The organism is Sphingobium sp. (genome assembly GCF_048594625.1).
GTDB lineage: Bacteria > Pseudomonadota > Alphaproteobacteria > Sphingomonadales > Sphingomonadaceae > Sphingobium.
Window position 1 is genome coordinate 1 of the sequence record NZ_JBMDWL010000110.1, and the last position, 19,326, is coordinate 19,326.

16 protein-coding genes, 1 other RNA gene and 1 pseudogene are annotated in these 19,326 nt (G+C 63.8%); 5 read left to right on the forward strand and 13 right to left on the reverse strand.

What is annotated here, in order from left to right:
• Positions 1-30: 30 nt before the first annotated feature.
• The 8 genes from gspJ to ACOJSJ_RS14365 form a co-directional block, all read right to left on the reverse strand.
• On the reverse strand, positions 31-675 hold the full coding sequence (gene gspJ / locus ACOJSJ_RS14330) for a type II secretion system minor pseudopilin GspJ (protein WP_420145652.1): 645 nt from the start codon (positions 673-675) through the stop codon (positions 31-33).
• Positions 676-680: 5 nt separating this feature from the next.
• On the reverse strand, positions 681-1,007 hold the full coding sequence (gene gspI / locus ACOJSJ_RS14335) for a type II secretion system minor pseudopilin GspI (protein ID WP_420145666.1): 327 nt from the start codon (positions 1,005-1,007) through the stop codon (positions 681-683).
• 103 nt (positions 1,008-1,110) lie between these two features.
• Positions 1,111-1,566, reverse strand: coding sequence for a GspH/FimT family pseudopilin (locus ACOJSJ_RS14340; RefSeq protein ID WP_420145653.1), 456 nt, complete (start codon positions 1,564-1,566; stop codon positions 1,111-1,113).
• A gap of 82 nt (positions 1,567-1,648) precedes the next feature.
• Positions 1,649-2,170, reverse strand: coding sequence for a type II secretion system major pseudopilin GspG (gene gspG / locus ACOJSJ_RS14345; protein ID WP_420145654.1), 522 nt, complete (start codon positions 2,168-2,170; stop codon positions 1,649-1,651).
• Between the two features lie 8 nt (positions 2,171-2,178).
• On the reverse strand, positions 2,179-3,396 hold the full coding sequence (gspF, locus tag ACOJSJ_RS14350; protein ID WP_420145655.1) for a type II secretion system inner membrane protein GspF: 1,218 nt from the start codon (positions 3,394-3,396) through the stop codon (positions 2,179-2,181).
• Positions 3,389-4,906, reverse strand: a complete 1,518-nt coding sequence (gene gspE / locus ACOJSJ_RS14355; protein WP_420145667.1) for a type II secretion system ATPase GspE — start codon at positions 4,904-4,906, stop codon at positions 3,389-3,391. The genes gspF and gspE overlap by 8 nt, the downstream gene beginning before the upstream one ends.
• 23 nt (positions 4,907-4,929) lie before the next feature.
• Complete coding sequence (gene gspD / locus ACOJSJ_RS14360) at positions 4,930-7,143, reverse strand: type II secretion system secretin GspD (protein WP_420145656.1); 2,214 nt, start codon at positions 7,141-7,143, stop codon at positions 4,930-4,932.
• Positions 7,140-8,003: a type II secretion system protein N gene (locus tag ACOJSJ_RS14365; RefSeq protein ID WP_420145657.1), complete on the reverse strand. Its 864-nt coding sequence runs from the start codon at positions 8,001-8,003 to the stop codon at positions 7,140-7,142. Before ACOJSJ_RS14365 ends, gspD begins: the two co-directional genes overlap by 4 nt.
• 198 nt (positions 8,004-8,201) lie before the next feature.
• Between ACOJSJ_RS14365 and ACOJSJ_RS14370 the strand changes: the two genes are divergently transcribed.
• Complete coding sequence (locus tag ACOJSJ_RS14370) at positions 8,202-8,843, forward strand: prolyl hydroxylase family protein (protein ID WP_420145658.1); 642 nt, start codon at positions 8,202-8,204, stop codon at positions 8,841-8,843.
• Between the two features lie 7 nt (positions 8,844-8,850).
• Here ACOJSJ_RS14370 and ACOJSJ_RS14375 read toward each other — a convergent pair whose 3' ends face one another.
• A complete protein-coding gene (locus ACOJSJ_RS14375; protein ID WP_420145659.1) occupies positions 8,851-10,278 on the reverse strand; it encodes a CHAD domain-containing protein in 1,428 nt (475 codons plus the stop codon).
• Positions 10,279-10,523: 245 nt separating this feature from the next.
• Here ACOJSJ_RS14375 and ACOJSJ_RS14380 point away from each other — a divergent pair, with 245 nt between their 5' ends.
• Both ACOJSJ_RS14380 and ACOJSJ_RS14385 read left to right on the forward strand, forming a co-directional pair.
• On the forward strand, positions 10,524-12,113 hold the full coding sequence (locus ACOJSJ_RS14380) for a hypothetical protein (protein ID WP_420145660.1): 1,590 nt from the start codon (positions 10,524-10,526) through the stop codon (positions 12,111-12,113).
• 89 nt (positions 12,114-12,202) lie between these two features.
• The gene (locus tag ACOJSJ_RS14385; protein WP_420145661.1) at positions 12,203-14,893 is read left to right on the forward strand and encodes a TonB-dependent receptor domain-containing protein; all 2,691 of its coding nucleotides are present in this window, start codon (positions 12,203-12,205) and stop codon (positions 14,891-14,893) included.
• Positions 14,894-15,161: 268 nt separating this feature from the next.
• Here the strand turns inward: ACOJSJ_RS14385 and ACOJSJ_RS14390 are convergent, their stop codons facing one another.
• Together ACOJSJ_RS14390 and ssrA are read right to left on the reverse strand one after the other, a co-directional pair.
• Positions 15,162-15,545 carry a tetratricopeptide repeat protein gene (locus ACOJSJ_RS14390; protein WP_420145662.1) on the reverse strand — a complete coding sequence of 128 codons (384 nt, stop codon included), beginning with the start codon at positions 15,543-15,545 and terminating at the stop codon, positions 15,162-15,164.
• A 295-nt stretch (positions 15,546-15,840) separates the two neighbouring features.
• Positions 15,841-16,195, reverse strand: a transfer-messenger RNA (tmRNA) gene (ssrA, locus tag ACOJSJ_RS14395).
• Positions 16,196-16,234: 39 nt separating this feature from the next.
• Here ssrA and ACOJSJ_RS14400 point away from each other — a divergent pair.
• Positions 16,235-16,999 (forward strand): NRDE family protein, encoded by a 765-nt coding sequence (locus ACOJSJ_RS14400; RefSeq protein WP_420145663.1) that lies wholly within the window; start codon positions 16,235-16,237, stop codon positions 16,997-16,999.
• A gap of 6 nt (positions 17,000-17,005) precedes the next feature.
• On the opposite strand, the gene ACOJSJ_RS14405 is transcribed toward ACOJSJ_RS14400, so the two are convergent.
• Positions 17,006-17,650 carry a class I SAM-dependent methyltransferase gene (locus tag ACOJSJ_RS14405; RefSeq protein WP_420145664.1) on the reverse strand — a complete coding sequence of 215 codons (645 nt, stop codon included), beginning with the start codon at positions 17,648-17,650 and terminating at the stop codon, positions 17,006-17,008.
• Complete coding sequence (locus ACOJSJ_RS14410; RefSeq protein WP_420145665.1) at positions 17,647-18,867, reverse strand: DUF3419 family protein; 1,221 nt, start codon at positions 18,865-18,867, stop codon at positions 17,647-17,649. Before ACOJSJ_RS14410 ends, ACOJSJ_RS14405 begins: the two co-directional genes overlap by 4 nt.
• A gap of 130 nt (positions 18,868-18,997) precedes the next feature.
• Between ACOJSJ_RS14410 and ACOJSJ_RS14415 the strand changes: the two are divergent.
• Positions 18,998-19,326 (forward strand): annotated as a pseudogene (locus ACOJSJ_RS14415) (DNA ligase-associated DEXH box helicase); the annotation flags it as partial.

Here is a 19,326-nt window from a genome sequence, read left to right on the forward strand (position 1 = left end):
GCCGCGCCGCGCTCGCTTTCCTTCCCCCCATCAGGCACCGGCCGCCTCCTGCGTGACGTCCAGCTTCTCCGGCGGACCGGGCGCGACCAGAAAGCGCAGCATGACCGGCGGTTCGCCGGTGCGCGTCACCATCATCTCCACCGCGCGGGGCATCAGGTCGGGCTGCGACGGCGTCCATTCCTCGCGCCATTGCCCCTGCGCGTCGCGGAAACGCAGCACGACCGTTTCGACATTGTCCAACAGGGCGGCCGGATCGTCCCCGGCCGCACCGTCCAGTTGCGCATAAGTCCGGCGCTCCAATCGTCCCTGCCGCACCCAATATTCGACCTTTTGCAGGGATGGGCGCGGCAGATCGCCCAGATTGTCCCAGCCCCCGCGCACGAATTGCAGGACCGGCATCGCTTCCCCGCCATCATGCGCCCAGAATGCGGGCGCCAGTGTACCGGCTTCCGTCCGGGTGATGCGCGGCACCGCCTGCCCCAGGTCGGCGGCCAGCGCACCACCTGCCCGCTGAACCGCCGCCATGTCGTCCAGCCGCGCCTTGACCTGCGCCTGCGCCGACACGCTGTTGCCCAGCAGCAGCACGCCCGCGGCCGCCAGCATCGCGAATATCATCAGTGCGACGAGCAGTTCGATCAGGGTAAAGCCGTCTTCGGCGGGCGGACGCTCAGCCATGGGGGTCATTCGACCACCCGCATGAAGCTGAGCGCGGTGGGCGACGCGCCGGGTTGCCCGTCCACGGTCACATCGACCTGAAGCAGCCGCTTGTCGTCGATGGATTTCACCGTCCTGTGCCAGCGCCAGCGACGCCCTCCATTTTCCGTTTCCCCATCCTCATCCCCGATGGAGGGCGGCACGGGATCGGTCTGCACATCGACCATCAGGTTGCGCGCGACGATCTGGCCCATGGCCTTGCTGTCGAGGTCGGCGGCGGTCCGCAGGGTCACGCCCTGCAACCGGACCAGCGCCAGCGCGGCCAGGCTGAACACCGCCAGTGCGACCAGCATCTCAAGCAGCGTGAAGCCCTGTTGGGCGGAACGCCCCAAAAGCGTGAAGCCCTGTTGGGTGGAACGCCCTAAAGACGTGGAACCCCGCTCATCGCCCCGCATGTCAGCCACCAACCATAACCTTCCCCGCCATGTCGACGGTGATGGAGACGCGCTCGCCTTCGCGGGCAAGCGTCACGGTGATCGGATCGGTCGGCAGGCCTGTGCCATCGAAACCGATCTGTTGGCGGCCATCCTTCCCCACCAGCGCGCGCGTACCGCTTTTCCAGTTTGCGGTAGTGAAGGGCTTGTCTTCCAACTGCACCCATTGCCGTCCTTCGCGGCGTTGGAAGCCATAGCCGGAAGCGGACACCCACAGGCCCATTGGGCGGGCCGTCACGACCGCTTCGTCGCGCGCGGCGGCAACGCGCGCGGCAAAGCGGTCGGCATCCTCCACCACCCGACCACGCGGATCGGGGATGGCCAGAACGACGGCAGCCGAAATGAAACCGATGATCGTCAAGACGACCATCAGTTCGACCAGAGTGAAGCCCTGTTGGGCGGAACGCGCAAAAGTCATGAAGCCGTATTCGGCGGAGCGCCCAAAAGTCGTGAAGCCCTGCCGGGCCGCACGCGCAACAGGGCTGCCCCGGTCGGTCCGCTCACATTTCGCTGGAGAATATGTCAGCATTTTCGCTCTCGCCGCCCGGCTGGCCGTCCGCGCCCAGCGAACTGATGTCGAACGCGCCGCGACGACCCGGCACGGTGTAGAGATAGGCGCGGCCCCACGGATCGTCCGGCAACTTCTTGATATAGCCGCCACGGCGATAGCGCTGCGGCTGGGCCAGCGAAGCGGGCGGATTGAGCAGCGCCTGCAACCCGTCGGTGCCCGATGGATAGGTCAGATTGTCGAGCCGATACTGTTCCAGCGCCTGTTCGATGGTCGCAATGTCGGCCTTCGCCTTTTCGATACGCGCCGTATCGGTCGCCGGGATGACGTTGATCGCCACGATCGTCGCCAGCAGGCCGATGATGACGATGACGACCATCAGTTCGACCAGCGTGAAGCCGTATTCGGCGGAACGCCTCGCGGGCGTGAAGCCGTATTCGGCGGAACGCCTCGCGGGCAAAACGCCTTCTTCCGTTTCGGCAATCGTGGCCCGAATTTTTTTCCAATTCAACATAATGACTCCTAAGCCCCTGTCAGGCTTTGCAACTGCAGGATCGGCAGCAGGATGGACAGGATGATGACGGCGACGATCGCGCCCATCAATATGATGATGACCGGCTCCAGCATCGCCAGCGCGGCCGATGTGAAGCTGTCGAATTCGCGTTCGAGATAGTCCGCCGCCCGCTCCAGCATCGTGTCGAGCCGCCCCGCGCTCTCGCCACTGGCCGCCAGATAGACGAGCAGCGGCGGGAAAACGTCCGCACGGCGCAGCGCCGCCGACAGGCTGCCGCCCCCCCGGATCGCCTCCACGATGTCGTCCGACGCCCTGCGCAACACCCGGTTGTGCACGGTGTTCGCGGTCAGCGACAGGCCCTCCATCAGTGGCAGCCGGCTGGCGATCATCGTGGACAATGTCCGTGCCATGCGCGCGGCATGAAGGTCACGGATCAACCGGCCCAACAGCGGCAGGCCAAGCAGCATGGCGTCGAAGCGATAGCGAAACGCATCGACCTTCATCGCGCGCCAGAATGCGAAGGCGGACAGGCCGATCAGGATCAGCAACAGCCACCAATAAGCCGCCAGAAAGGCGGACAGGCCCATCACCATGCGCGTCAGCAAAGGCAGTTCCTGACCCACGGTATCGAACTGTTCGACCACCTTGGGCACCACGAAGATCATCAGCGCCGCTACCACGAAGACCGCAAATGTCGCCAATACGCTGGGATAGGCAATGGCGGTCAGCACTTTCGAGCGCATCACAGCCTGTCTTTCCATCAGGTCGGACAGGCGTTCCATGATGGTCGGCAGGCTGCCCGAACTTTCGCCCGCGCTGATCATTGCGCGATAGAGCGGCGGGAAGCTCTTTGGCTCCGCGCCCAGCGCATCGGCCAGACGTCGTCCTTCCAGCACGCCGCCATGCACCTTGCCCACGATCGCGCGGACACGGTCCTGCTCGCTCTGACGGCCGATGGTGCGCAGCGATTCTTCCAGCGGGCTGACCTGGATCAGGGTGGAAAGCTGACGGGTGAAAAGCGTCAGTTCCTTGGCGCTCAGGCGCGGCGTGCGAAGCGACCGCCCTGCCCGCTTGCGCGCAACCTCCGCCGCGCCGGCCTCCAGCCGCACGATGAACAGCTTGCGCGCGTCCAGCTTGGCTCGCGCATCATCGATCGTCGCGGCCTTGATGCTGCCCCGCCGTTCCCGCCCGGCGGGATCGATGACGCTGTAATCGAAATCAGCCATCGGCGATGGTTTCCGCCTCCACCGCATCGCGGCGGGACACGCGGATCGCCTCTTCCGCCGTGGTCTGCCCGTCGCGGACCAGCGCCCGCGCCGCAGAGCCAAGGTTGGGCGCGTTCAGGAAAGCATGGCGCGCGATCAGCGATTCGTCGCCGCCATCGTTGATCAGGCGACGGATCGTGTCGTCCACGCGGATCGCTTCGAATACGCCGATGCGGCCTTTATAACCGGTGCCATTGCATTCGTCGCACCCGCGCGCCCTGTAGATGATGGTGCCGGGGTCGAACCCCAACAGGGCGCTGGCCGACTTGTCCGCCTGCACCGGTTCGCGACAGGTCTGGCACAGGCGTCGGACCAGCCGCTGGGCGATCACCGCGCGCAGCGTCGATGCCAGCAGAAACGGTTCGACCCGCATGTCGCGCATGCGCGTGATCGCGCCAACCGCGTCGTTGGTATGGACGGTGGACAGCACGAGGTGCCCCGTCAGCGAAGCCTGCACCGCGATCTCCGCCGTTTCGCGGTCGCGGATTTCGCCGACCATGACCACATCGGGGTCTTGCCGCAAAATGGCGCGCAGACCGGCTGCAAAGGTCAGCCCGACCTTCGCATTGACCTGCGTCTGGCCGACGCCCTCCATCGCATATTCGACCGGGTCTTCGACCGTCAGGATGTTGCGGCTGCCATCGTTCAGGTTGCGCAGCCCGGCATAAAGCGTGGTCGTCTTGCCCGACCCTGTCGGCCCGGTGACCAGAATGATGCCATTGGGTTCGCCCAGCCCTTCGCGGAAAATGCGGTCCGGCGTGCCCGTCATCCCCAGCAGATCGAGCGTGATCCCGGCATTTTCCTTGTCCAGGATGCGCAGCACCACGCGCTCGCCCGCGCGGCTGGGCAGCGTGGAAACACGTACGTCCAGCAATTTGCCGCCCAGCGTCAGGCCGATGCGCCCGTCCTGCGGCACGCGCCGTTCGGCGATGTCGAGGCGAGCCATCACCTTGATGCGGCTCACTACAACCGGCGCCACATGGGGTGGCATGCGCAGCGTTTCGCGCAGCACCCCATCCACGCGCATGCGCACGATCAGTCCGGTTTCATAGGGTTCGATATGGATGTCCGACACGCCCTGCCGCGCCGCTTCGGCGATGATGCCGTTGATCAGGCGAATGGCGGGCGCGTCATCCGCGCTGTCCAGCAGGTCGTCGGCGGTCGGGATGTCGGCGGCCAGGATGTCCAGTTCGTCCGCGCCGACCTCCAGCGATCCGGCCATGGCCGCCGCGCTGCCTTCCATCGCATAGTGATCGGACAGGTGCCGGTCGAACTGGGCCGGTTCGACAAAGCGCACATCGAAACTGCGCGCCAGATGTCGGCGCACTTCCAGCAGCACGCGCGGGTCGCTGCCCTCACGCACCGCGACGGTCAGGCGGTCCCCCTCGACCGGCAGCATGACCACGCCATGTTTGCGGGCAAAGCCATAGGGAATGTCGATGGCCCGCGACGGCATCGGGATCGCGGGCATATCGGTATCCTGCGCCTGATCGCTCACTTCTCGCCTCCGCTTGCGGGGATTTCCACCGGCCGCACGACACCGCTCGACTGTCGCACGGTCGGTTCGATGACCTGCGCTGGCCCGGTGGCCTGCGGATCGACGATGGTGTCGCTGGGCTGTTGCGGCGCGACCGGCGGCTGTGCCCCCATATAATCGCGCACCAGTTCGTCGATCGTAGGTTCGATGTCGGGATTGCGCTGCAACTGCATGCCGCGGACATAGCCATAGCGCTGCTGCGTCAGGCGCTGCGCATCTTCCTTCGACCGCAGGATCGTGGGTCGGATGAAGACCATCAGGTTGGTCTTGGTCCGGCTGCGGCTGCGCGACTTGAACAGTTCGCCCAGCCCCGGAATGTCCGACAGCAACGGAATACGCTCGACCGTCTTGCGCTCATTATCGTCCAGCAGGCCGCCCAGCGCCAATATCTCGCCATCGTCCACGGTGACCGTCGTCTCGATCTCGCGCTTGTTGATGACGAGGTCGCTGTTCGAATTGCTGACCGGTCCCGCCACGCTCGACACTTCCTGTTTCAGGAACAGCTTGATCGCGCCGCCGGTATTGATCTGGGGCTTCACCTCCAGCTTGATGCCGACATCCTGCCGCTGGACGGTGCGGAACTGGTTGTCGAAATTCTGGCTCAACGCTTCGCCGGTCGTCACCGGCACCTGCTGGCCGACCAGAATGGACGCCTTCTGATTGTCCAGCGTCATGACCGACGGGGTGGACAGCAGGTTGCTTTCCGTGTCCGATTTCACGGCGTTGATGATCGCCCCGAATATGCCGTTGCCACCGATGCTGCCGCCCAGCCCGGCGATGGCGCCGGTCGCGCTTTGCAGACTGTTGATCGCCGCCTGCTGCAACGTGCTGGCCAGTTCGCCATTTTCACGCACTTCGGTCGTCGTACGCGTGCCGTCCGGCGCCACCACCGTCGTCGTGGTCGACCCCAGCCGATCCGCGCCATAGGCCCCCGCCAGCGTCAGCAGATTGGGCGACGCATTGCTGTAATTGGTGGCGGCAAAGCCGGTCGACGTGCTGCCGATAAGGAACTGCACGCCCAGTTTCTTGGCGGCGGCATCGCTGATTTCCACGATGATCGCTTCGACCAGCACCTGTTCCCGCCGCGTATCGACCTGACGGATGGTTTCGCCCAGCATGCGCTGAACGTCGCTGTTCGCCGCGACGATGATGGCGTTCGCGCCTTCGTACCGGGTGACGACGGCGGGACCGCGCGTCGATATGCCGCCGCTGCCCGACGATCCGGCAGAAGCCGCCGCCACGGGTGCAGCCGCCTGCGATGCCGGTGCGGCGCTGCCCTGTCCGCCAGCCGCCGGGGTCGACGCCGTTACCGGCTGGCTGGTCGATTGCCCCACCAGTTGCTGCAACACCGGCAGCAGCTTTTCGGCGTCGGCATGTTCCAGCCAATAGACGCGGATTTCCGTGCCGCTTGCCGCCTGCTGGTCCAGCTGGCGCGCCATCGCGGCCAGTCGGGCGACGGTATTGGCGTCGCCGCGGATGGCGACGGCGTTGCTACTGTCGATCGGCACGACGGTCGCGGCCGACGGCGGTGCATTTTCTCCGCCGCCCGTCGCCACCAGCGCCTGAAGCGATGTCGCGATTTCGCGCGCGCCCGCATTTTTCAGCATGATCATCTGCGTCGCGGCCGTGTCGCGATCGATCCGGCCGATCACTTGACGGATGCGGGCGATATTATCGGCATAATCGGCCACGACCACGCTGTTGCCCGCACGGTTTGCGGTGACCGACCCTTCCTTGCTGACCAGCGGCCGCAGCGTTTCCAGCGCGCTTGCCGCGTCGATGGACCGCAGGCGGAATACCTCCGTCACGAAACTGTTGCGATTGGCCGCCCGGCCCACGGCGCTCGGCTGGCCCGCCGCGCCATCGGCGGGCTGAATGCGATAGGCGCCGCCCGGCGCGGGCACGGCGACCAGCCCATTGGCGCGCAGCGTCGACAGCACGATCTCGAAATATTCGGATCGGGACAGCGGCCGGTCGGTGACGACCGACACCTTTCCTTGCACCTTGTTGTCGATGATGAAGGTGCGGCCGGTGACCCGCGCAGCATCCTGAATGAAGGCGCGAATATCCGCGTCGCGCACGTTCAGCGTCTGTTGCGCCATCAGCGGCGCAGCGATGGGAGTAGCCAGAGCAAGCGCGGTGGCAGCGGTCAAAAGGAATTTGCGGGTCATTGGCCTTGCACTATGATGTTGACCGATGCGACGGCGGCGCCGCGCTCCACGGTCAGGGCGATCCGCGCGCCGGGCGCGATCTGGTTCTGAAGGGTCTGAAGATCGCTGGCCGATCCGATCGGCTGGCCATTGACCTGGCTGATGATGTCGCCCGGTTTGAACCCGGCGCTGGTGAAGGTCGGCCCCTTCGGCAAAACGGCCACCCCGGTGACGCGACCATTTTGCATGCGCGGCGCAAAGCCGATGTCGCGTTTCAGGCCATCGACCGTCGGGCCTGCCCCTTCTGCAACAGGTTGCGGCGCGGCGCTTTGCCATCCATTGCCGCCGTCGGATGCACTCTGGGCAGGATCGGCCTGTGGCGCCGGGGTCGACTGATCGAGGAAAATCTGTTCCGCCGCGCCGCCGCGATCGATGGTGACATGGTCGAACGCCACCGATTTCAGCACGACGCCGGGCATCACTTCATCGCCCACGGCATAGCTGTTCTGCACCCCGTCCGGCGCGGCGATGATGGCCGATCCCAGACCCGACCCTTCGTTCAGCCGCACGCCATAAAGGGTGAGAGCAAGGGAGGTGACGACGCCGCCTTCCTGCTGCGGCGCGTCGGTTCCAAAGAAGGGGTCGAAACTGGCGAACAGCGCCTGACGCGCATTGGCGGACATGATCTGCGCCTGACGCCCCTCCCAGGGACCAAAGCTCCCCACTGGCCCCATGATCGCCCAGACAAGGCGCACGCATTGCAGGGCCAGCAGCAGGATCAGCGCGCGTTCGCCGATACCCAGCCAGTTGATCGGCTTTCGCCGCCCGAAAGGGTCATGCCCCAAACGGTCGCGCCCCCAACGGTCACGAATGCCGCGCATCCTATGGTCGAACGAGAAACGCATGATGTCTGGAACTGCCCCCGATTTCTTACGACCGGTCAGCTAATCTTACGATCTTACTACAGAATGACAGTTATATGACTGTAATATGACATGCGTCACGCGACTTGCATTTGGATGATCACGCAGTAGCAAAGGCGGCGCTTCGACCCTTTCCATAGCGCACCGAGCATATCCATGATCGCCATCCATACCGCCATCGACGCCGATCCTGCACGGATGGCGGCCCACCCCCGCATTCAGAAGGTGCCGTCAAAGGAACTGGCGCTGTTCATTCAGCGCGCTTTCCTCACGCCCGGTGAATGCGCGGCCCTGATCGAACGGATCGACGCCAATCGTCGTCCCTCGACCATCGCGGACCCCAATGGAGACGGATATTTCCGCACCAGCGAAACCTGCGATCTGGATCATGCCGATCCGCTGGTCGCGCAGATCGATGCCCGGCTGGACGATTTCGTCGGCATCGCCAGTGCACACGGCGAACCGATACAGGGGCAACGCTATGACGTCGGGCAGGAATTCAAGGCGCACACCGATTATTTCGATCCCAAGGGCGCCGATTATGCCCGTTTCTGTTCGGTCGCGGGCAACCGCACATGGACGCTGATGATCTATCTCGACGAACCGGCGGCGGGCGGGGCGACGCGCTTTACGAAAATCGGGAAAACCGTGCAGCCCGAAACCGGCAAGCTTCTTGCGTGGAACAACCGGCTGCCGTCGGCCGACCCAAACCCGGCGAGCATCCACCATGGCATGAAGGTCCGTTCGGGCGTAAAGCATGTCATTACGAAATGGTATCGCGAACGCCCCTGGGGCTGACCGCGCATCAGCGCCAAATGCGGGGCACGTCAACGAAGCCGTCATGCGCCTGCGCCGCCGCCTTCAACAACGCCACCTTATCCCCGACTTCGGGCTGGCAGCACAGGCCATGGCGCTTCATGATCTCAGGCGCCATCACCAGATCATTGAGTGCCCCCAGTGCATTTTGCAGGCGCCCCAGTCTGGAACCGAGTTTTTTAAGGCGTCGCCGGTCCTTCTTGCGCGTAAACAAACCGGTAAAATATTCCGCAGCATAGCGCAGCTTCTTCGCATCCCTGCGCAGTCGGTGCCGTTGGGCGTCATCCAGTCCGGCCAGCCCCCTGCCGCCCTTCGCAACCCGTTTGTCCAGCGTCTTCAGTCGTCCCATGGCGAAAGGGACAACATCGTCGGTGGACGCGGCGGTCATCCGGCCACCATCGGCCAGCCATTCGGTCAGGTCGATCAGCAACAGCCGCAGGCGGGCCGCTTGCAGCCATTGCATCAGATCATGCCGCACGCCGATCCGCGCATTTTCCAGCCTCACCCGGTCAGCGTCGGTCAGCGTACGGACGTCCAGCACATCCAGGTCGCGCGCATCCGCCATGATGTGCGCCAGCCAGCGCAACTCCCCCTGAAACGACGTCACATCCTCTTCACGCAGCAGCGGCCGGAACAGCATGATGGCGGTGCGTAGCCGTCGGATCGCCACGCGCGCCTGATGCAAGGCTTCGGGCACATAGGCGTCCAGCAACAACGCCTCGTTCAGCCGATAGTGGCGCATGCAGTTTGTCGCGATGGACAGGAACGCCGTCGCACTATCCATCCCCCCATGCAGATGGACCCGCTCCGCCCTGATGGCCGTGGGCAATGCGTCGGTCAGGTGATAACCGCGCTCCGACTTGCTCGACATGCCCGGCCTGACGGCCATATCGGCATCCATCCGCCGCGCCAGCGCGAACAGGGCGGCGGCATCGCCGCGTTTCAGCTCCAGCTCCACTTCGCACAGCGGCTCCTGCCTGCGCCCTGCGCTTACCAGTCCCTGATCCAGAACCATTTCGATCAGGGCATCGTCCCATTCGACAAGCCAGATATGCCGGTCGACATCGACTTTAAAAACAGGAACCAACTGTGACACCGCATCGCCAAGCACCACTGTTACGGGACAATCGTTGTCCAGCCTGAGCGAAAGGCTGTCGACCGGCTTTTCCCATTCGTCGCGCATGAACAGCCCGCCATGCCTTTGCCTGCTGACCTTAACCGTCTGAATATGGTCTTGCCCCGATCGCCTGATGCGCAGGCTGATCCCGTTTTTCAGCAGCAGTCGGTCCGGCGTGTCGAAATAGGTCGCGGCCAGCAGCGCGGTTTGCCCGTCCAGATCCCGCAACAACGGCCATTGCAGCACCGCCGATGCCAGATCGGGCGCAACATCCAGTTTCAGTTCGATTTCGGATGGCAAAAACGGACCCCTTTCCACCGATTTGGCGTCGCCAACCCATAGCATGTACGCCACCTGTCACAAAAAGGGTGACGACGTAATATTATTGTCATTTTAGATACTCTCAACTGTAACAGAACCAGCATCACGCTGTCATTTCCCGCGCCTACCTGCCGCATCCGAGGGCGACAGGGGGCGTTGTCCGAATCGAAATTCCCCTGCGCTCCGCACTTCAACCATCCCGGCACGACCGGAGCGGAGACGACATGGCCAAGATTAACCGTATTCAAACGATCCTGATGGCGAGCTGCGCCTGCGTGGGCCTTTCCGCCTGCGGCGCCGACGACATCGCTTCGCCCGGCGAAGGCACGATTGTCATCCCTGCTCCCACGCCTACGCCGACCCCCACGCCCACCCCGACGCCAACGCCCACCCCGACGGCCGTGACCCCGGCCGCCGCCTGCCCGACCATCGCTGGTCCGGTTCAGCTGACCGACGCCGGCACCATCACGGACGGCACCAACACCTGGCGCAACTGCGCCTTCCCGGCGCGCTTCACCGCCTCCACCGCCATTTCGAAGCAGGCAGGCGTCATCTACTCAATGCCCGGCCGCGTCGACGTCGGCACCGATCAGGGCGCGACCAGCACCGGCAACAACGTTACGCTGACGATTGATCCGGGCGTCACCATCTTCGCTGGCACCGGCAACACCTTCCTTGCCGTCAACCGCGGCAACCGCATCAGCGCCGTCGGCACCGCGACGCAGCCGATCGTGTTCACCAGCCGTGAAAACGTGCTGGGCACCAGCACCGATCAGTCGTCGGGTCAGTGGGGCGGCGTCGTACTGCTCGGCCGCGCCAAGATCACCGACTGCCTCGCACCGGCTGCGGCTCCCGGCACCACCGCGTGCGAGCGCGACACCGAAGGCGCCAGCGGCGCGCTGTACGGCGGCGCGGACGACACCGACAATTCGGGTCGCATGTCCTATGTCCAGATCCGCTATTCGGGCTTCGTCCTGTCTGGCTCCAGCGAACTTCAGGGCCTGACCCCGTCGGGCGTCGGCACCGGCACGCAGCTTGACCATATTCAGGTCCACAACAGCTCGGACGACGGCATCGAAATCTTCGGCGGTTCGGTCCACCCGCGTTACCTGGTCCTGACCGGCAACGAAGACGACAATCTCGACACCGACATCGGCTATCGCGGCACCGTCCAGTTCCTGCTGTCGATCCAGCGCGCCAACAACGACATCGGCGACGGCTTCCTTGAAACCGACTCGAACGGTGGCACCAACAGCAACGCCAGCGAAGACGCCCTGCCGCGTCAGTATCTCAAGGTTGCCAACTTCACCGCCATCAACCGCTCGACCACCGGTTCGAACGGTGCGGCCATGCTGCTGCGCGGCGGCGCCGATCTGGCGCTGGTCAACGGCATCATCGTCAGCCCGACCCAGAGCTGCCTGCGCATCGACAGCACGCCCACCGTTCGCGACGCCGACACCGCGCTGCAGGACGCTGGCAAGCCGCGCTACATCTCCGTCGTGATGCAGTGCAACAGCACTCCGTATAAGGGCAGCCGCGGCGTGGATGCCGCCACCGTCCAGTCGATCTTCGAAGCGGGCGCGAACAGCACCATCAGCTACACCCCGTCGCTGACCAGCCTGTTCATCAACGGCGCGACCGAAACCGGCCGCACCGCCATCGATCCCAAGACCATCGACAGCAACTTTACCACCACCAACTATATCGGCGCGGTGAAGGACAGCAGCGACACCTGGTATGCGGGCTGGACCTGCAACTCGGTGACCGCCAGCTTCGGTTCCACCAGCGGCAACTGCACCGTCATTCCGCGCTGATCGGCACCTGACCTCAACAGAGGCGGGGGAGCGTAAACATGCGCTTCCCCGCCTTCTTTGCACCGAATTTTCCCAAGGGGACGAATAGCATGTCGAAGCCGCTCAGCCTGGCGCGCCTGCTCCTGATTTCCACCGCGCTCGCTTCGCCCATGGCGATGGCGCAGACCGCAGCGCCCGCCGGTGGCGACGCTGGCATGACCACCACGCCCAGCGCCGCCGACGAAGCCGACGCCCAGTCCGGCAATGTCGACGTGTCGATCCCCGGCGCGGACATCGTCGTGACCGGCCGCCGCACCGCCAACATCTCGCAGGCCGCGCCGCAGGTCGTCAACGTCCTGTCCGCCGCCGACATCAAGCGTACGGGCGAAGGCGACATCGCCGGTTCGCTCCAGCGCGTCACCGGCCTGTCGGTCGTATCGGGCGGCTATGTCTATGTCCGCGGCCTTGGCGATCGCTATTCGCTCGCCCTGCTCAACGGCTCTCCCCTGCCCAGCCCGGAACCGCTCAAGCGCGTCGTTCCGCTGGACATCTTCCCGACCAGCGTGATCGCTTCGACGCTGGTGCAGAAAAGCTATTCCGCCAACTTCCCCGGTGAATTTGGCGGCGGCGTCATCAACCTGACGACAAAGGCGATCCCGACCGAATCCTATCTGGAAATCGGCGTGGGCAGCTCGGCCAATACCGAAACGTCGGGCCAGATGGGCTATACCAGCTATGGTGCCAAGTCGGACTGGACCGGCTTTGACGACGGTTCTCGCGACGTACCGCCGCTGCTTCAGGAAGCGATCAAGAGCGGCACGCCCTTCCCCAACATGCCGCGCGCCGACCTTCGCAACATCGCGATGCAGTTCCTGAACGCGGACACCACCGTGCTTCAGCGCACGAACAGTCTGCCGTTCAACTTCTCCGGCTCGCTGAACGCGGGTACGGCGATGGACGTGGGCAGCGACGGCCGCCTCGGCATCATCGCCACCGCATCCTACAGCAACAAGTGGCGGACCCGCGACACGTTGCAACAGGCGTCGCTGAACCCGGCCGAAGGCGCTGGCAAGAACACCCAGCAGATCAGCACCGACAATGAAGTCACCGTCAACGCGCTGCTGGGTCTGGGCCTTGAACTGGGCGAACAGAAGCTGCGCTGGACCAATCTCTACATCCGCGACACGCTGAAGCGCGGCGCGCTGTCGGTCGGCCAGAATGACGGTCAGATCCAGGGCGCCGACTATATGACGCAGAATACCGCATGGTATGAACGTCAGTTGATCGACAGCCATCTGGTCGGCGAATTCAAGCTCACTGATGCGCTCAGCCTCGACCTGCGCGGCGGCTTCTCCAATTCGCAGCGCGAAGCGCCCTATGAGCGTGAATTCGTCTATGTCCGCACCAACCGCGCGCTCGCCGAAGATCCGGTCGGCGACCGCTTCATCAACGCGCTCAACCGTCAGCGCGGCGACGCGTCGGTCACCTTCAGCGACCTCAACGAAGATCTGTGGTCGGCGGGCGCTGACCTCAGCTACAAATTCTCGCCCGCGCTCACGCTGACGGCGGGCTACGCCTTCACCGACACGAAGCGCACCTCGTCGCGTTACGAACTCCATTATGACGCGACCAACCTGCCGCTGGCCGTGCAGCAGTTGCGCCCCGATTATCTGACGTCGGACGCGACCATTCAGCTGTACGACATCAGCCTGCTGGAATTTTCGGGCAACTATCCGGTCTATGACGCCGCCATGCGCGTGCATGCGGGATATGGCCAGTTGCAGGCGGAAGTCATTCCGGGGGTTCAGATCAATGCTGGCGTCCGTTATGAAAAGGGCGACCAGTCGGTGACCGGCGTCGACGTCTACAATACCGGCGTCACCCCGTTCAACCAGATCAAGCGCGATTACTGGCTGCCCGCCGTGACCGTCACGGTGGAAGCGGCCAAGGGTCTTCAGTTCCGCGCCAGCGGTTCCAAGACGATCGCCCGTCCGCAGTTCCGCGAACTGATCGCCCAGCCCTATCTCGACACCGAATCCAACCGTTTCTTCCGCGGCAACCCTTTCCTGAAGGACAGCCAGCTGTGGAATGCGGACCTGCGTGCCGAATGGTATATGGGCCGTGACGAACGTCTGATCGCGGCGGCCTTCTACAAGAAGATCGACAATCCGATCGAAACCTTCACCACCATCAACGATACCTATGCGGTGACGACCAGCTTCGCCAACGCACCGGAAGCGTCGCTCTACGGTTTCGAACTGGAAGCGCAGAAATATGTCCCGCTGGGCAATTTCTCGAACAGCGACTTCTTCGCCAACCGCCGGATCGCGCTGATCGGCAACTACACCTATACCCAGTCGAAGCTGAAGGTGAAGGAAGGGGACACCACCATCCCCTACACCTACACCACCGGCGATCTGCCCGCCGCGTCGGACTATTTCCTGAACGGCGTGCCGCTGACGGGGCAGTCCGACCATCTGGTCAACCTGCAACTGGGTCTGGAAGACACCGAGAAGCTGTCGCAACAGACGCTGCTGCTGACCTATGCCAGCGATCGCGTCACCAGCCGTGGTCCCAACCTACAGCCCGACATCAAGGAACGGCCGGGCATCCAGCTTGACTTCGTCGCCCGTCAGGGCGTGACGCTGCCCGGCGGCATCAACAGCGAGTTCAAGTTCGAAGCCCGCAACATCACCGGCCGGAAATTCCAGGAATTCCAGCAGGCTGGCGACAACCGGGTCTATTACAACCGCTACAAGATCGGCACGACCATCGCCGCGTCGATAACCGTGGCCTTCTGATCCGACCGATCAGGCAAATGAACGGCCGGGGAAACCCGGCCGTTTCGCTTTTGGGGCCAGGCCATTTCGAAGGCGTCTGGAACAGATGGCGGCTCGAAAAATGCGGCGAGCAAAAAGCTGCGGGATCATGATCCAGTCCGACCGGATCACCCTCGAAAAACAAAAGGGCGCCATCCTTGCGGACGGCGCCCTTCTCCCTGAACCCGAAACATCATGCGCAAAGGCGATAACCGGCTTTGCACAATTAATGATGTCCTTACCGGTGCGATCAGCGCATGGCGTAGCTGGGGTTGAGGCGACCCAAGGCCCGTACAGCAACGTCGCGCGACGATTCTTCGTCGCCATTGGCCAGCACCAGCGTCACTTCCGGTGCGGAACGGGCCGCGCGATAGGCTTCGCGCGCCTGCGCCATTTTGCCAAGGCCCGCATAGGCGTTGCCCAGATTGATGAGCCGGGCGGGATCATTTTCCCCATAGACCGGCATCGACGCCAGCTTGCGCTTTGCGTCTTCGAAACGACCGGCCGACAGGGCGTTCGCGGCCAGCGTGCCGTCCGGCGCGCCCACCACGACCATCTCCTCAGGCGCCGCCAGAGCCATGCCCGGCATCATCGCAGCCAGCGCCAAACCCATCATTGCAGCGACCGTCTTCATCTCCCCGTCTCCTTGAAAAAAATTCTCAACATAGACAGGATTATTTCATTTAGATGACATGGAAGCAAGAGTAACCGCGACCGCAAAAAACAAGTTTCTTACGTCTAATATCAATATCTTATGATTTTTACATCATAGTGTCATAAAAGCGTAATCGAAAAAACAGGTCAAATCCTACGCGATTCGAATCGCCATGATGGGCATGGATCGACCATGCCACGCCCGATCGGGCAGCCAGATTTCGACAGGGTGGGAAGGTCCAGGGACTTCTGTTGCCCGGCGCCCTGGAAACCGCTGAATTCCCTTCTGTTGCCCGGTGGGTTCAACCGCGTTCTTCTAGGGTAATGTCAGGCCGCGAGGCCCTCAATTACGCTGCGAGAGCAAGTGCTTCGTTATCGTTGGCACTTATGAGTTTTGCACAGTTTAACGGCTTACACGGGCCGGGTAAAAACATCGTCTTTGAACACACGTCGATCCTAGTTCGGCCCCGTCAGACGCTCCGTTCCGGCATGACCGTCGCGAAGCATGTGGTGGAACCGCCGGGTACTGCCCCCGGGTCCGCTGCGTCTATTACACGACACAATTTATCACCATAGCCGGGCGAACCCGGCACCGCCCATATGGCGGCATCCGAACGGTTTTTCAAGCCATGGCCTTGCGGGATATGATCGATGCGATAGATCGGCGTCATGTGCATCATGGCCATGGCATGGGCGGCGCATCCGCGATGGCGCCTGATCCTGATCGGCAATCGCGACGAATATCACGCCCGGCCCGCCGCGCCGCTGGCGCGCTGGACCGATCATCCCGGCCTGATCGCCGGGCGCGACCTGCAATCGGGCGGCACATGGGTCGGCGTGTCGGACCATCGGCGCGCGGCCATCGTCACCAATTTGCGGGGCTACGGCCCGCCCGATCCGCAAAGGGCGTCGCGCGGCACGCTGATGACGGATCTGCTGGCGGGACAGGGCGGCTATGCCGACGTGCAACAGGCGCAATATGCCGATTTCAATCCCTTCAACCTGATCCTGATCGATCGTGATCGGGCTGATTTCCTGACCAACCGGCCCGATCCCATGCGCATCGCCCTGACGCCCGGCCTCTATGGCCTCTCCAACGGCACGCTGGACGCGCCATGGCCCAAGACGTTGGCGCTCAAGGCCGCGCTGCTCGGCTGGCTGACGCAGGGGGCGGATGATCCGGCCGACCTTTTCGAAGCACTGGCGCAGCGGACCTTGCCCAATGCTGGCATGCCCCCTGCAACCCCGTCCGATGCCCCGGACGAAGCCGCCGCATCGCCCATCTTCATCCGCAACCCCATATACGGGACAAGGTGCAGCACCATCATCGCCATCGCACAGGATGGCGCTGGGCTGATCATGGAACGGCGCTTCGGCCCGCAGGGCGAAGTCACCGGCGAAAGTCATGAGCCGTTCCGATGGCCCGATGCCTGAACGCCGTCACACCCTGATCAGTCCACCCCGCACGGCATAGCCGCGATACAAAGCGCGGCTATGCGGAAACCCGCCGCTTTCCTGCGCCAGCCGCTCGATGGCCAGCCCCAGTTCCCGGCGCGGCGACACATGGAAACGCTGCAACCATCCGAACAGCAGGCGCTTCCACAGGACGGGCAGCCGGTCCTGCTGGCCGAAATCCACGATTTCCAGCCGCCCGCCCGGCGCCACGCAACGCGCTGCCTGCGCCAGTGCCATTTCCCATTCGGGGATCATCGACAGGGCATAGCTGATGAAGACGCGCTCGAATTTGGCGCGCCCGAACAGCGCCTCCGCATCGAAACCACACGCATCCCCCTGCGCCAGCGTCACCCGGTTCGCCATGCCCGCCTTGTCCACCGAAGCGCCTGCCGTTTCCAGCATCGCTTCGCTGATGTCGACGCCATAAAGCCGCGCCTTCGGCCAGGCCTTGCCCACGGCGATCAGGTTGCGCCCGGTGCCGCAACCGATTTCCAGCACTGCGCCACCCGCAGGCGGATCGAGATCGGCGATCAGCCCATCGCGCCCGAGCAGATAATATTTGCGCGTCAGGTCGTAGATGTGACGCTGATAGCGATAAACACCGTCCATCAACTGGCGATGACTGCTCACAGCCGGTCCTTCAACACATACAGGTGGACGCCGCCATAGATGGCCGACCGGTCGCGCGCGGTGTAATCCAGCGATGCTTCCGCGCGATAATCCCACTGGTTCAGCACGGCGTCGGTCACCCGGCCCGGCAATATGCTGGGTTCCCCGGCGGTGCGGAACAACACGCGCGCACCGGGCTTGGCCGTCCGCGTGATCTGCGCCCACAGGGCGTTCAACTGGTCGTCATCCATCCAGTCCTGCGCGTCGAGCAGGATGTATCGATCGCAGCTTTCCGAGGGCTGGCTGGCCAGAAAATCCGTAAAGTTGATATGCCGTACATCGACCCGCTCCGCCCGCTGGCGCACCGCATCATGATTTGCCGCCTGCAAATAGGGCGGCAAAGCCCCTTCCCCACCGGCATAGCCACGGCCGAACGCCTGCACCGCGAAATAATTGTCCTTCAGGTCGAAATCGCAGGCCAGCTTTTCCAGCCGCGCTTTCAGCACGGTGTCCATACGGTCGTCCCCGGCCAGCGCCTCGAACTGCGCGGGCGGAATGCCAAGGCCGAACAGCGACGCAGGCTGGCTGGTCAGCCAGCGCACGAAACCCTTGTCGAAAATCGGCGCCAGTTCGCGTTCGAAGATTTCGCGCTGTTCTTCCCGGCTGCGCGCGTCCAGCATCCGCTTGGGATTGACGCCATGCAGCCGCGCCAGCAGATGCGCCGCGCCGATGAACCGGCCGAGCAGGCCGTGCTTGTAGATGCCACGCGCAAATCCGCCGATGCGCCGCCGCCCGATCAGGTCGCGCCCTTCCCAGTAACGCCGCGTCGCTTCGTCCAGATACGGCGCGACCATGTCCCGATAGGCTGCCACATTCGCCCGATTGTCCGCCTGCGCGAAAAAGCGATGGAATGTCGCATGGTCGGGCAGCCTGCGCGCAGCCATCAGCTTCAGCCGGTTGAGCGCGATATGTGCGGTATTCAGGTCCACCGCCGTGATTTTCGCGGGATCGGCGGTCAGATAGGACAGGACATTGCATCCGCCCGATGCGATCGTCACCACGTGGGTGTCGGGCGTGATCGCCAGCGCCTCCATATCGACGGCGGGGTCTTCCCATATCTGGGCGTAGACAAGCCCGCGAAAGGCAAAGGTAAAGGCGCGCTCCAGTAATCCCTGTTTCGACAGATGGCGGTGGCGGTGCACCGCATTGGTGATTTTCTTATGGGCGGTTACTGCCATGGCGCACTCCTCGCTGCCGGGTCGTTCCGCCGCCGATAGGGCAATGGCATGTCGCTGGCATGACGCGGGGATTACGTCCCGATGACTACCCTTGCGGAACCATGGCGGCCCGTCCCATCTTTTGCTCCTGATGGCTCACTGGATCGAACCGCACCCCACCGGCATCTATGTCCGCCCCGCCGATGCATGGATCGACCCATCCCTGCCGCAGGAGCGCGCGCTGGTGACGCATGGCCATGCCGATCATGCCCGTGGCGGCCATGGCCATGTATGGGCCACGCGGGAAACGCTGGCGATCATGGGCCTGCGCTATGGCACGGCCAGCGGTACGGCGGTGGACTATGGCGAAGATGTGCGGATGGGCGGCGTCACGCTGCGCTACGCCCCGGCCGGTCATGTTCTGGGGTCGGCGCAGATCATATTGGAACATGCGGGCGAACGGGTCGTCGTAACCGGCGA